The following is a 12,924-nucleotide window of genomic DNA, read 5'->3' as shown; positions in this document are numbered from 1 at the left end:
ATTTGTTTAAATAATCGTCCAGATTCCGCAGCGCATTGGCTACAACTGCCAGGGCGGCAAGTTCAGGTGTTTTGCTTTCCTCATCCGCAAATTGCAGCCATTCTGCCATGGCCTCGGGCTCTTTAATGAAGTCATTCAGGGCATATTGGTACAGCTGTTCCAGCTGTTGCTGTTTATTTGGGCTGATGGGATGCAGCAGTAGCTTTTTATAAGCCCAGGCAATGGGTTTATCTTCCGGGGTTTTTTGCATTTGTACTGCCAGGTGAAAAGCTGCTTCCTGATAAACCGGATCATTCATGGTCACCAAAGCCTGCAAGGGGGTATTGGTAAGGGTTCGGTCAATGGTGCATACTTCCCTACTGCCGGCATCAAAGGTGATGAAGGAAGGGTAGGGGCTGGTCCTTTTCAGGTAAGTATATACCGATCTGCGGTAGCGGTCCTCGCCCTCACTGGTGCTCCAGGATTCTCCATTGTAAACGGTTTGCCATACATTGTCCGGTTGTGGCGGCATGACACTTTTTCCATACATTTTGCTGCTCAGCAGACCGGACACGGCCAATGCCTGGTCCCGGATTTGTTCGGCACTTAACCTGAACCTCGGGCCTCTGGCGTACCATTTGTTGTCCGGGTCTTTCTCATACAATTCGGCAGAGGAAAGGGAAGATTGCCGGTAGGTGCCTGAAAGCACCATGTCCTTGATCAGGGGTTTGATCTGCCAGCCATGCTCATGCATAAAACGCATGGCTAGCCAGTCCAGTAATTCCCTGTGACTTGGGGGTTCTGATTGCGTGCCCATATCTTCAAGGGTGGCAACCAGGCCCCTGCCAAATAATTGGGCCCAGAGTCTGTTGGCCATGGTTCTGGCAGTCAATGGGTTCTCTTTACTAGTCAGCCAGTAAGCTAATCCCAGTCTGTTTCGGGGCCAGTCGGGGTTCCAGGCATTCAGGACTTCCGGAACATCCGGCCTCACCACTTCACCCTTCATGAGCCAGTTGCCCCTTTCAAAAATCCGGGTTTCCCTTTTCATGTAATCGGGATTTTCAATCATGATGGGGAGCGTCGGGGTGTTTGTGTTGAGCAACGCTAAAAAGCTTTTTTCTGTTTCGGTGAATCCTGGTTGGTTTTTACCCGGCAGATCCGGGAAAAAGGCTATCCAGTTAATGGCCGAGGTAGTTTGCTGGGGACCAAGGGTTTTATTTTCCATATGGAAATACAGGTCTACCTCCCCCTGAATTTCTTTTATAGGAAAGCGGCGAATTTCCCTGCCATCCGTTTTTCCGAGACGAAACTGGCTCAGAACCTCTCCCTCCGGTCCTCCTTTTCGGATGGTCAGAAAGTTTCCTTCATTTCCTGTCCAGTAATTCAGGTAGATATAGGCGGATCCACCGGTGTTCATTCCCCGAAAATAGCAGGAGCCATCATCCCAGAGCCCCAGCCATTTGGTATCGATCAATTCCCCGTTTTCAAAGTCTTCGGCAAGGTGTGCATGGTATTTTGGCTCCTGAAATAACAGGATATTTTCCATTTTTTCCTGCAAGTCCTTATTTCCATATTCCCCAACCCAGGATTTAATATTGGCAACCTGAATGCTGTCTTCCCCCTGATAAAATTTCAATTTCGGCTCCTCTCCATGGGTGTCCTCGTCCCGGCTGTTGTTGAAAAAAGCCATGGACTGGTAATAATCCTCAAATTTAAAGGGATCATAAGGATGGCTATGGCATTGCACGCAAGCTATGGTAGTGCTCTGCCAAACCTCAAAGGTAGTATTGGTGCGGTCTATTACTGCCGCAACCCTGAACTCTTCGTCCTCAGTACCCCCTTCATCATTGTTCATGGTATTGCGGTGGAAGGCAGTTGCGGTAAGCTGGTCTAAACTGGGGTCAGGCAAAAGGTCTCCCGCCAATTGCTCAATGGTGAACTGGTCAAAGGGCATGTCCTGGTTCAATGCTTTGATCACCCAATCGCGGTAAGCCCACATTTCCCTGCCTACATCCCGCTCATAGCCTTTAGTATCTGCATAACGGGCCAGATCCAGCCACCAGGAAGCCCATTTTTCTCCAAAACCCGGATGAGCTAAAAGTTCATCCACCAATGTTTCATAGGTAATGGTTCCTGACTCCCATTTTTCAACCAGTTTTTCGTCTGGAGGAAGTCCTGTCAAATCCAGGCTAAGCCTTCTGAGGATTGTCATGGGATCGGCTTCAGGTGAGGGCAGGAGTTCCTTGTTTTTTAGTGCTGCTGCTATAAAATTGTCAATGTCATTCCTGAAGAAATCACCGCTGGATTCAGAAGAAAAACCCGCTTGGAGGATGGTCTCCGGCACATTTGGTTTTTGGGGAGGCTCATAAGCCCAGTGTTTGCCCCATGCTGCCCCCTCATTGACCCAGTCTGTAAGGATTTTGATTTCCTCCTGACTAAGGGGAGGTTTGTCATAGGGCATGCGCAATTCAGGGTCTTCATGTTTTAGCCGGCTGATGAATTCACTGCTTCCCGCATCTCCCGGAACGATGGCAGGATGTCCGGACTCAGTAGCAGCCAGGGCTTCTTCTTCAAAAAGCAGGCTGAATCCCGCATTCTTCTTTACTCCTCCATGACACGAGATGCAGTGCTGGTTCAGGATGGGTTTTACCTGCGTACTGAAGTCAATCTCAATTTCCCTGGATAAGGCAAAGAAAATGGTTCCTGCCAGCAGCAAACTGGCCAATCCAATAAAAAGACCTGATTTTTTCATGGGTGAAACGTCTGCAAATAATAATGCCAAATTAGCCAGAAAAGCCTGGAATCACAAGGTATTGCGGGCGGTGGACGGAGATTTACAGTTTTTTTGGTAGGGTGAACCTCCAACTGGCCTATAACTTACCCAACAATCAATACAACAGTTGGGAATTTCCAAATTCAGGTTGTTCTAAGTTTGGAAAATTGCTTATATTAAGTCAAAAATACAGTGTGATGTGATATATAATAAATTTTCGTTATTCGCTTTTAGCCCTGAATTAAAATCTCTTGACCATTGTGATAAAGCAACAGTAAATGAGGTTACCCTTACCTTATAATTTTAAGGCCTGTATGCGGAAATTTTTTCGTTGAATACCGATCCTATTTTACTCAATAGTTGAGATGGTAAATAAATAGAGACATATAACTGAAGTACCCTCACCTCAGATAGGGGTAGGTTAATTGGGTAGTTTTGTAGTCTGGGAAAAAATCGTACCCGGCTCCACTTATTCCAAAATTGGTTTTCCAGTAAGCGATGATCTGGTCATAACCGCTTATTGTCGATGTTTCTTTTCAATTCTTTTTAATATTTCCAACTGCGCTGCCTGACTATCCATTAATGATTGTATTTGTTCTTCAATGATAAGGTCAATTTTTTGATTTAACGCGTTAATTTCCAATTCTGCCTTTAAATTTATAAGATAATCGTTTCGCTTCGTTTTCTGTCTTTTTCTTCCTGCCGGTTTTGGCTCATCATGATTACCGGAGCTTGTAAGGCGGCAATACAGGAAAGAATAAGGTTCATCAATATGAACGGATAGGGGTCAAAGATGTCCTTTACCGGAGATAAGCTGTTAAAAAGAATCCAAGCCGCCAATAGTGTAAAGAACAGGATGATGAATGACCAGCTTCCTCCAAATTTTGCCACATGATCAGAGAAACTCTCTCCTTTAGTTAACATTTCCTTAGGAGGATTCAACAAGTTTGTAGTGATCAGGTTTTCATCTTCGATGGCTTTTTTTACGATGTCCTGAAGCTTCTTGATTTGAGCTGTTTTAGCTGAGAGTAGTTTGTCTATTTCTTTGTCCATATGCGTTTTTCATTTGAATTTACAGCAGTTTTTGTTTGAATGCATCTCAATATTTTTGCTTTATGCCAGGAATGCCTAAAGTGGAAATGTCGTTGGGAGTTGTTTTCTGTTGAAGATCCTTGTTTCGGATAAGGATTTGAAGACCCTATTGGCATGAAATAAGCAGGGGCTGGTTTGTTCCATTTCAGTTCCTTATTTAAGGAGTTTATGTGTTTTTCCGGGTTTTGAATCTGCTACTTATTTTAAAAGTACTTCATGATTTCCAAAGCAATGAGGCGGTGCCCATCCGCATTCGGGTGGTTGCTTTGAGACATGTAGTCGGCTACACAGTCACAGTCCGTCTGAAGTTGTTTGAAATGATAATAGCTGTCTGCCAGGCCTGTTTCATATTCCATAGCCAGCTCTGTAATTTGGTTGGCATGTTTCTCTAGCTCATTGTCTTTTTCGGACAGGTCCACACCCAGATCCGGGGATGGAGTCAATAAAATAATTTTCACCCCTTTCCGCTTCGCACTTTCAATCATTTTTTCCCAGGCCTTCCTGGCTTCTCCTAGTTCTGCTCGTCTATCGTTCAGTGCATAGTCTATAAATAAAACATCAGGATTATGATTAAGAACCTCGGTTTCAAACCTTTTTTGGCCACTTACAGCGTTCTCCCCGCCTATAGATGTATTGATAATATTAATTACGGCAAAGGGATACCTGTCTTTCAATTGCCTGAGAACCTGATAGGGGTAGGCATCAATCGTGTTGACAAGCGGCGTTTTGAAATAACCTGCCGGTACGCTATGACCGTGAAATACCAGATTTATGGTCCGGTTGCTGGGCCATTCTTTTCGTAACTCATTTTTTATTTCCTCCAGGTAACCGGAGCTTGTCGGCAGGCTGTCGGTGGTGCCCCATACCGAATGGTACGATACCATGAAGCCTAATAAAATGCTAAGTAGTGAGATTTTCATTGAAATAGTGACAGTATGCTCTGCTTGTCCATCTTCTGAATATAAGGAGAATCTACCGGCTTTTGACTTTCTGCAGGTTGATTTCTTCAAATCAAATTCCCAAAGTCAGTTGGTCCTTTACTTTGTGGTACCTTAAAGCTGCTTTGATGCATTCCTTCAGTTCCGGTACCGGGATTTGCTGGTTCAACTGAAACACAATTGCCCGATTACCCTCATATTGAAAGGTATGGTCAAATACTATTCTAAAGGTATCTACCAGGCGACTGGTGCATTGGAAATACAGCGCATACTGATCCGGTTCTTTTGCTTTCCAATCCATCCTGATGGTGCTGCCATTTTTTGTCAGGAAACCAGGTTCGCCCCATTTTAACGTTTCCACCAGTTCGTCTACACCCTCCATTTCTTCCGCCGTTTCGATAACCAATTCCCGTAAGAAAGCCATTTTTTCCTGAACGGCTTCGGGATACCTGTCAAATAGCTCATTTACTTTTGGGTTTGTTTTTCGTACTAGCTTTCCCATGGTCTGTTTTTAGTTGGCGGAGGGTAAATTTAAAACTGTATTTCGATTGGCCTTTTTTATAACCCTTTCAATACCAACAGTGAGCGAAACCCGCTGTCGGTTAACTGTACTTGATTTAAAGTTAGCTAATAAATCACATTACTACCCGGTTTTTTCTAGGGGAAGGATTAGGGTAGAACGGTTTACTGCTTTAAAGTAATAACCACGACTCCGTTTTTCCCTTTCTCACCATATTTTTTGACTGCGTTTGGTCCTTTTAGCACCGAAACGCTTTCGATAGAATCCGGATGTATGTCAGCCGGATTTTCGACTATTTTTTCCTTTCCATCTTCGATAAGGAGAAAAAGTGGGTTATCCTTGCCTGCATTGCTATCCACGATGCGGATGGATTGGTTTTTATTGCTGGACTGGTTTGTTCCGTACCCGATTACATTTGTGGCTCCTCCCATGGATTTGGTTTCATCCAACTGCTGCTGTTGCACTTCAGTGAGCTCATTTTTAATGATTACGAGCGTTGCAAGCTGCAGTTTTTTCAGTTGGTTTTCCAAGGAGAGTACCAGGTCCATTTGCTTTTCAACTGCGTCCAGGCTCACTTTTGGATTATCCACCAAGTCCTTTAGCGTGGAGGTCGCTTCTTCCAGATCCCACTTGAGGGTGCTGAATTCCCCTGCATTTTTGCTATGGATTTCCTTAATGGTAGTTGCCTGTTGATCGGTAAGTTTAATTTTATCGCGATGACGCATAACCAGGTCGGCAGCGTAGAGGTGATTGTGAAACAGGTCCTGTGCCTGGGCGAAATCAGCAAACAACACCAGGAGAAATATAAATACAGTCTTCATTTTATTTAGGGGTTTTGTTAGAATTCGGTTAATAGAGATGAGGTGGGCGATTCCCAGATATCCATGGAAGTAGTCGCCGTCACAACAATAGTTGGGTCCTGATTTTCGTTTTTCTCCAGGGAGATTACCAACACGTCCCGTTCAAGGGAAATTTCTTCCTCTCCCTTTTGAAAATAGAATACCCCAACAGCCAGGGAAGCTGCTATCCCTAAAATGGCAAGTACTCTTTTTTTAGTTTTCTTGTGACGTTTTGGAAATTCCGGAATCGGCAAATGGCCGTCATGCCGTTTGTATGCCGCGAAGAAATCTTCGAGCACCGGATCCTTTAATTCATTTGCTGTCTTCATGTTCCCTTTGGTTTATTATCAAACATTTTAGATTTTTCTTACCCCGGTCATAGTGTGTGCGGGCGGTACCCAGGCTTACTTGCATGATGCCGGCTGCTTTTTCCAAAGTAAGGCCGTGGTAGAAAACGAGTAATAGCACCTCTTTTTGTCTTGCAGGAAGCAGTTGTATAAGTGCTTCGTGAGAGATCCGTTCCTCCTGTTCCGGTATTTGGTCTTCTATTTCAATGATCTCCGGAAGCGAATTTTCAACGGGTTTTTTTCGTATCCATTCGAGGGAAGTGTAGCGGATGACGGCAAACAACCAGGTCTTCGCTGCCGATTGCTGGTGGAAAGTTGCCTTTCCTTCCAGGATCTTGAGGTAAACATGTTGCAGAACATCCCGGGCCATTTCCCCATCAAAGCCGCAACATTGCCTTGCCCATAGAAACGCGTCCTTATGAAGGTATTTTACGAGTGCTTCAAGTTGGTCTCTTGTCATTGTTGCCTATTGGTGTCTTCTAAACCCAGATATATGACTTGAACGTAGAAAAAAGCAAAAAAAAAATCGAGTATTTCGTTTTTCGGGGATTTGGGAGACGTCTAAAAAGCAAATCTGCACGCAGTTATTTAGTATGCTCCAGCCTGATCACCACCTTGCCCTGATGCTTTCCTTCACCGAAGTATTGTATGAGTCTTGGGATGTCTTCGAGTGAATAAGGTCCGTCAATGACGATTTTAATGTTTTTTTTGTTAAAGAGTTCCTGAAAATAGCTCAAATCCTTGTTGGATTTCAAACTTAGTATTTGAAGCTTTTTGGAGGAAAATAAGGATAGTATTTTGCTGAAAAAGAGCGTATTTATTAAGCTTGCCGGTTTGCCTCCGATGGTAATGTATTTTCCTTTGGGGCGCAACGCCCTTAAGTAAGACCAGGGATATTGGTTTGTTTTGCAATCCAGGATCAAATCATAGGTCTCGCCCCTCCTTGTGAAATTGGTTTGCTTGAAGTCCATGACGTAATCGTACCCGTTGGCTTTCATTTGCTCCAGTTTCTCTCCTGAATCAACTCCGGTTACCACACAACCTTCCAGTTTGGCCAACTGCACAGCAAAGGTTCCTACACCACCACCGGCACCGTTGATAAGGATTTTCTGCCCTTTTTTAATATTTCCCAGGTCCCGTAGCGCCTGGATGGCAAGGCAGAATGCATGAGGAACGGCGCTTGCCTCATCGAAACCAAGGTCAACAGTTTTTTTTTCCAATGCATTTGCATCAATGCAGACGTTTTCGGCAAAGGTTCCAAAGCCGAATGCCGAAATATCCCCATAAACAGCATCTCCAACAGTAAATTTTGTCACGTCTGAACCGACCTCCTGCACAATTCCTGCTAATTCCATTCCAGGGATTTGCGCCTTGGGCTTAAACAGGCCAAATAATAGTCGGTAGAGGTAGGGTTTGCCCCTTACCAGGCTCCAATCGTAGTCATTTATTGCTGTAGCCACAATGCTAACCAATACCTCTCCTTTTCCTGGAATTGGGAAATCCACCTCTTTGATTTCAAGTACTTTTTCCGGTTTTCCGTATTTTATAAATCCTGCGGCTTTCATTTTCTAAGCGGCTTTTTCGTTTACACAAGTCTGTTGAAACCCGATTGTCTGAAGCATGAGAACTGCAACCGCATTTATGCTCAAACTTGCATACCTACCGCATCGAAGGTCATTTTCCAGTCAATTTGGCCATCTCCCACTGATCTATTGGAAATATAAGCCGAAAACGGTTACATACATTAAAAGTAGGGTATTTTAAGACGATTACCTGTGCGCTAGCTCAAAACAAGTAGGTTTTTCATTTAAGGAGGAAAAAAATCATAGTGTTTTGGATTACGGCAACTATTATAAATATTTCATTCCCACTAATTCTTCTGCTACTTCCCAGAGCCGTTTTGCCACATCTTCATCATTTGCTAATGCTGTGCCGGATACTTTACCCGGCTTTCCTTTGAACTCTTGAAATCCTGTTGGGCCAAAATAGTCACCCCCTGCTGCATCACCAATTGCCGCTACCATGGTAGGTTTCGCACCTTCTTTTGGCGCATGCGTCAGTAGTGGTGCCACTGTGTATTTCAAAATACCATAAACTAATTTGGGCATATGCCTGGCCAACTCGGTAGTGGCAATACCTGGATGTGCAGCCGTTGATATCGTTTGATCATGCCCTGCTTTCTTTAGCCTTCTATGTAATTCAAAAGCAAATAGTAAGCATGCCAGCTTGGACTGACCATAAGCGGCTGATGCGGAATACTTTTTCTCGCTTTGCAGGTCGTCAAAATTGATCTTCCCATTTTTGTGAGCGATTGAGCTTAAGTTTACTATCCTGGAATTGGGTGTTTTTAGGATTGTATCCAATAGTAGGCCAGTAAGAAGGAAATGTCCCAGGAAATTAGCCTCGAACTGTAATTCATAGCCATCTTTTGTCTTGGTATAAGGAGGCATCATGACGCCAGCATTATTAATCAAAACATCCAAGCGGTCATATTTTGATTGATAGGCTTTGGCAAAATTCCGCACAGCATTCAGACTACTTAAATCAATTTCCATCACTTCTACATCTGCCTTTGGTACTTCTTTTTTTATTATCTCTTTAGCGGCGTTGCCTTTTTCCAGGCTCCGGCAGGCCATAATCACTTTCGCTCCTTTTTTAGCCAATGATAGGCTATTCTCATAACCCAAGCCTGTATTGGCTCCTGTAACGATAAAAATGCGCCCATTTTGTTCTGGTAAATTATGCGTCTGGTTCATGTTTTTGTGGTTTTTCTTAAAGGTAGGTAACCTTTTACCAACCGCATTGTTTGAAAAAGGATTGAGGCATTTCATCACAAATCGAGTGACAATACTTTAATGAAAAAAGGGCATCATTTTCTAGATGATATACTATTGGGAATTTGTTGAGCATTTAAATTAAACTCAGGCCATTAGTATAATTTTTTACGCTGTCTCTAAAAAATGGACTACCAAAGCGTTTTTGTCTGATTCCATTTCACATGTCTAGCTGTCCATCCGCCATCTACCCTGCTTTTAAGGTAAATTGGGGTGATTTGCTATTCGGGGTTAAGCTATATTTCCCAGGCTTGGGAATGGATACTGTGTCCTTTTGGGGAATATTCCGGCCTGCAGCTCTGCTCCGGAAGAAGGCAGTAAGCCCGTCAATTTCTTCAATTCTTTTCATTCACCCAGTTTATTCATGAAGGTTAGTTTAACACTATCCTTTCTCCTCATAGGCACCGCAATCCATTTAGCACAGTAGCCTACTTTTGATGTAATTGAATTGACCGTTGTGGTTGGACTCATGTTTTGCAGACATAAAACCAATTGCGGTTTTTAAGAGGAATAGTTATTTAAAGGAATACTTGCCGGTTTAAAGTTTATCCCCAAGTCTTTTAGTGCCAAATCGGAACTGTAAACGATTTGAGGCTTGTCTTTAGGAGCTTGATTATTCAGCATCAATGTGATATCCGATACCTTATAACTTTCGCTTGACAAAAGGTAATTTTTCCCATGGATGTTTTTGGTTGTAGCCGCTTTGTAAATGGCATCAGCCACATCTTCTACATCTACCAATGCCCACAATACATCCATGTCATAGATCATTTGGATGAATGGGTTTGGGGCGATTTTATTCTTAAACAAAAATTGAATACCCGTTGAAGTGGAATCCTCCCTGTTTGACATTGATTTTCCCATGACACCCACCGGAGAAACAGAGGTGATTTCAAAATTTAGCCTGGGGTGGTCAGAAATAAATTTATCAACGGTCTGATTAGCAATGAACTTTGCCTGGGCATAAGGAATGCCTTCATCGCTCATAAATGGTGTATCAATTTCACTGATTTGGTCACTTTCCATTTTTCCCTTAGGTAAAAATGGAAAGTTTGTGTTGTAAGCTGCTACGGATGCAATAAATACAACTTTCTCAACTCCGGGAGTTTTTAGGACTGCTTCAAGAAAGTTTTCCGTTCCTTTGATGGTAGGATCAAACAATTCTTTCTGAAGGTCTTTCACATCCAATTGAAAGGGTGTTCCTCCGTGAATAACGATTTCACAGTCTTTCAAAAAATCAAGCAACTCTGATTTGTTTTCAACATCAAGTTGTGCAATTTCCAAATTTCCGGCCTTTTCGAGTCCGAGCAAATGCTGGTACTTTTCTTTTTTGGAAAGGTCTGTTGTAGTTACTTTTACCTGGTATCCTTCATTCAAAAACTTTTGGGTGTTATAGCTTCCAATAAAGCCTGAACCCCCGATGATGCCTACTTTTTTCATGGGTTTATATTTTGTTTTTTAAAGGTCACTCCGATTAGTCGGGGCAGGCTATGGAATCTTTGACGAATAAAAAAATCATTGCCCTGCGTGTTTAATGATGATTTTAATCGTGTCGATTTCATAATTGTTAAATTTGGTTTTACGTCTGTTCTATTTTCGACTTTTCTGCTTATGTTACTGTAAGTTCAGTTGGTTTTTCTTCTCGGTGGCTGTTGTATATTTTTCATTTAGAATTCACGGAAGAACTAGAATTCTTGTAAGTGAAAAAACCGTATTAGCTATCATGGATTCAAGCAATACGAATCCATTGCTTTTGTAGAATACATGATCAGTGGAATAAAGCAAGCATCAAGATGCTGGCTTTGTGGCAGCGTTCACCAAATCCCAGAATTCTTCACGGTTATTGGTGCGGGGAAATGCTGCTTTAGGGGCCTCTACGTTTAAAAACTGGCACAAAGGTTCCCATCCTTCCTTTACCTGATATACCAGTAGCTGCTCGGGTGGGATTAAATCCTGTACCGCTTTATTATGTGCTTCATATCTTTCTGCCAGGCCGTCGAAATCAAGGCCCATTGGAAAACCTGATTTTTCAATCACCTTCACCACCATATTGAGCCATTCCTGAACCGGAGCTGGTGTGTTTTCCCGCTCGCTAAGCAGTTTGTAGATTGTAGAACCAAAGCTTTCTGCCCACGATTCTTTGCTACGGTGTGTTAAAATAAACCTGGCATTCGGATACGCTGCATACAGCTCTTGGTAGAAGGCAGCGGTAGGCCAATCAACGGCGCTCTGCATGCCTTCATAAACAGCGTCAAAGTTGGTCGGATGATTCAATAGCTCATTCCAAAGTGGCAGTTGAACGGGCATGTTTTGCGCCACACGCTCCATATGGTGGCAAGGACCCAGTTGTAGTTGTTCGAGTGCTGTTTTCAACGAATAAGTGCCGGTTCTTCCCAAGCCTAATCCAATAACTTTCAATTCCATAATTAATTTTTTTTTTGTTTACTAACTGACTACACTAAATCGGTTTTCGGCGTACCCCTTTTTGACGACAACTGCTTAATCCTGCGATGTTGCTACCCTTTAATTTTTCAGTACTATTCGGAAACGGGCCTTCCCTGATTCCAGATGTTCCATCGCTTCATTGACTTGAGACATGGGGAATTCTTCTGTAATCGGATAAATGTCGTGTCGTACGCAGAATTCCAGCATGGTTCGTGTCAAGGCCGGGCTTCCGAGAGGACTTCCTGCAACAGACTTTTCCCCCATAATCAGAGAAAATGCAGGAATAGCCATCGGTTCTAATACCGCTCCCACATTGTGAAACTTTCCTTTTGGGGCTAAAACTGTCAAATACGAATTCCAATCCAATGTAACATTGGTCGTATTGAGAATGAAACTCAAACTTCCCGCAATTTTGGCCAGTTCCTCTGGATTTGTGGAATCCACAACCTGCGTGGCCCCCATTTCCAGGATGGACTTCTTTTTATCAGGGTTGGAGCTAAAAGCAATGACTTCACAACCCCATTTGTTCAGGAATTTGAGTGCCATATGGCCCAAGCCTCCAATGCCAATGACGCCAACTTTATCCGTTGCTTTGACTCCCGCTATAATGATCGGGTTAAACACGGTAATACCCCCACAGAGCAAGGGACCGGCTTTGTCCAGATCGATACCCTCTGGTAGCGGTATTGCCCAGGACCAATGGCTTCTAACGTAGTCAGCAAAGCCACCATGTCTGCCACCAATAGTGAATTCGGCTGTAGAGCACAGGTGATGGGAGCCATTCATACACTCATGACAAGACATGCAGGAACCAGAAAGCCAACCCAAACCGACCTTATCCCCGACTTTTACATTTTTGACAGCATTGCCTGCGGCGACAACCTCACCTATGATTTCATGGCCGGGAACAATGGGATAGGCCGTCATTCCCCAGTCATTATTCATCATACTAAGATCTGAGTGGCAAATGCCACAGTTGATTACCCTGATATCGACTTGCTCAGTACCTAATTCTCCCAGTTCGTAAGAAAAGGGTTTTAACTTTTCATGGGGGCCATTGGCGGCATATGCGGATACGTTCATATTTTTGATTTAGTTTTACTTGTTGGTATTGTCGAATGGGTGTAAATTAAATTTTTTGATTTTAACCTATTATG

Annotated in this window: 13 protein-coding genes; all 13 read right to left on the bottom strand. The window is 43.3% G+C overall.

What is annotated here, in order from left to right; translation table 11 throughout:
* Positions 1 to 2,731 (bottom strand): PSD1 and planctomycete cytochrome C domain-containing protein (locus HUJ21_RS14485; protein WP_291370963.1); only part of this gene is annotated, 2,731 nt, incomplete at its 3' end.
* A gap of 678 nt (positions 2,732 to 3,409) precedes the next feature.
* Entirely contained in the window at positions 3,410 to 3,805 is a 396-nt protein-coding gene (locus HUJ21_RS14480) for a DUF1003 domain-containing protein (RefSeq protein ID WP_291370961.1), read from the bottom strand.
* Positions 3,806 to 4,047: 242 nt separating this feature from the next.
* On the bottom strand, positions 4,048 to 4,764 hold the full coding sequence (locus HUJ21_RS14475) for a GDSL-type esterase/lipase family protein (protein WP_291370959.1): 717 nt from the start codon (positions 4,762 to 4,764) through the stop codon (positions 4,048 to 4,050).
* Between the two features lie 91 nt (positions 4,765 to 4,855).
* Positions 4,856 to 5,284 carry a DUF1801 domain-containing protein gene (locus tag HUJ21_RS14470; protein ID WP_291370957.1) on the bottom strand — a complete coding sequence of 143 codons (429 nt, stop codon included), beginning with the start codon at positions 5,282 to 5,284 and terminating at the stop codon, positions 4,856 to 4,858.
* Between the two features lie 182 nt (positions 5,285 to 5,466).
* Complete coding sequence (locus HUJ21_RS14465) at positions 5,467 to 6,123, bottom strand: hypothetical protein (RefSeq protein ID WP_291370955.1); 657 nt, start codon at positions 6,121 to 6,123, stop codon at positions 5,467 to 5,469.
* Between the two features lie 17 nt (positions 6,124 to 6,140).
* Positions 6,141 to 6,470, bottom strand: a complete 330-nt coding sequence (locus tag HUJ21_RS14460; RefSeq protein WP_291370953.1) for a hypothetical protein — start codon at positions 6,468 to 6,470, stop codon at positions 6,141 to 6,143.
* Complete coding sequence (locus HUJ21_RS14455; protein ID WP_291370951.1) at positions 6,454 to 6,948, bottom strand: RNA polymerase sigma factor; 495 nt, start codon at positions 6,946 to 6,948, stop codon at positions 6,454 to 6,456. The genes HUJ21_RS14460 and HUJ21_RS14455 overlap by 17 nt, the downstream gene beginning before the upstream one ends.
* A gap of 124 nt (positions 6,949 to 7,072) precedes the next feature.
* Positions 7,073 to 8,053 carry an NAD(P)-dependent alcohol dehydrogenase gene (locus HUJ21_RS14450; protein WP_291370949.1) on the bottom strand — a complete coding sequence of 327 codons (981 nt, stop codon included), beginning with the start codon at positions 8,051 to 8,053 and terminating at the stop codon, positions 7,073 to 7,075.
* A gap of 285 nt (positions 8,054 to 8,338) precedes the next feature.
* Complete coding sequence (locus HUJ21_RS14445) at positions 8,339 to 9,244, bottom strand: oxidoreductase (RefSeq protein ID WP_291370947.1); 906 nt, start codon at positions 9,242 to 9,244, stop codon at positions 8,339 to 8,341.
* Positions 9,245 to 9,509: 265 nt separating this feature from the next.
* Positions 9,510 to 9,671, bottom strand: a complete 162-nt coding sequence (locus HUJ21_RS14440) for a hypothetical protein (RefSeq protein ID WP_291370946.1) — start codon at positions 9,669 to 9,671, stop codon at positions 9,510 to 9,512.
* 152 nt (positions 9,672 to 9,823) lie between these two features.
* On the bottom strand, positions 9,824 to 10,762 hold the full coding sequence (locus HUJ21_RS14435; protein WP_291370944.1) for an NAD-dependent epimerase/dehydratase family protein: 939 nt from the start codon (positions 10,760 to 10,762) through the stop codon (positions 9,824 to 9,826).
* Between the two features lie 348 nt (positions 10,763 to 11,110).
* Entirely contained in the window at positions 11,111 to 11,746 is a 636-nt protein-coding gene (locus tag HUJ21_RS14430) for a sulfotransferase family protein (RefSeq protein ID WP_291370942.1), read from the bottom strand.
* Positions 11,747 to 11,845: 99 nt separating this feature from the next.
* The gene (locus HUJ21_RS14425; protein WP_291370940.1) at positions 11,846 to 12,850 is read right to left on the bottom strand and encodes an NAD(P)-dependent alcohol dehydrogenase; all 1,005 of its coding nucleotides are present in this window, start codon (positions 12,848 to 12,850) and stop codon (positions 11,846 to 11,848) included.
* Positions 12,851 to 12,924: the final 74 nt, after the last annotated feature.

It is taken from the genome of Cyclobacterium sp., assembly GCF_014762705.1.
GTDB lineage: Bacteria > Bacteroidota > Bacteroidia > Cytophagales > Cyclobacteriaceae > Cyclobacterium.
This window is presented reverse-complemented; position numbering and strand designations above follow the sequence as displayed.

What these genes read in the sequence shown, in the direction of transcription:
- HUJ21_RS14480 (WP_291370961.1), bottom strand. Translation starts at nt 3,805, where the DNA reads ATGGACAAAGAAATAGACAAACTACTCTCAGCTAAAACAGCTCAAATC.
- HUJ21_RS14475 (WP_291370959.1), bottom strand. Translation starts at nt 4,764, where the DNA reads ATGAAAATCTCACTACTTAGCATTTTATTAGGCTTCATGGTATCGTAC.
- HUJ21_RS14470 (WP_291370957.1), bottom strand. Translation starts at nt 5,284, where the DNA reads ATGGGAAAGCTAGTACGAAAAACAAACCCAAAAGTAAATGAGCTATTT.
- HUJ21_RS14465 (WP_291370955.1), bottom strand. Translation starts at nt 6,123, where the DNA reads ATGAAGACTGTATTTATATTTCTCCTGGTGTTGTTTGCTGATTTCGCC.
- HUJ21_RS14460 (WP_291370953.1), bottom strand. Translation starts at nt 6,470, where the DNA reads ATGAAGACAGCAAATGAATTAAAGGATCCGGTGCTCGAAGATTTCTTC.
- HUJ21_RS14455 (WP_291370951.1), bottom strand. Translation starts at nt 6,948, where the DNA reads ATGACAAGAGACCAACTTGAAGCACTCGTAAAATACCTTCATAAGGAC.
- HUJ21_RS14450 (WP_291370949.1), bottom strand. Translation starts at nt 8,053, where the DNA reads ATGAAAGCCGCAGGATTTATAAAATACGGAAAACCGGAAAAAGTACTT.
- HUJ21_RS14445 (WP_291370947.1), bottom strand. Translation starts at nt 9,244, where the DNA reads ATGAACCAGACGCATAATTTACCAGAACAAAATGGGCGCATTTTTATC.
- HUJ21_RS14440 (WP_291370946.1), bottom strand. Translation starts at nt 9,671, where the DNA reads ATGAAAAGAATTGAAGAAATTGACGGGCTTACTGCCTTCTTCCGGAGC.
- HUJ21_RS14435 (WP_291370944.1), bottom strand. Translation starts at nt 10,762, where the DNA reads ATGAAAAAAGTAGGCATCATCGGGGGTTCAGGCTTTATTGGAAGCTAT.
- HUJ21_RS14430 (WP_291370942.1), bottom strand. Translation starts at nt 11,746, where the DNA reads ATGGAATTGAAAGTTATTGGATTAGGCTTGGGAAGAACCGGCACTTAT.
- HUJ21_RS14425 (WP_291370940.1), bottom strand. Translation starts at nt 12,850, where the DNA reads ATGAACGTATCCGCATATGCCGCCAATGGCCCCCATGAAAAGTTAAAA.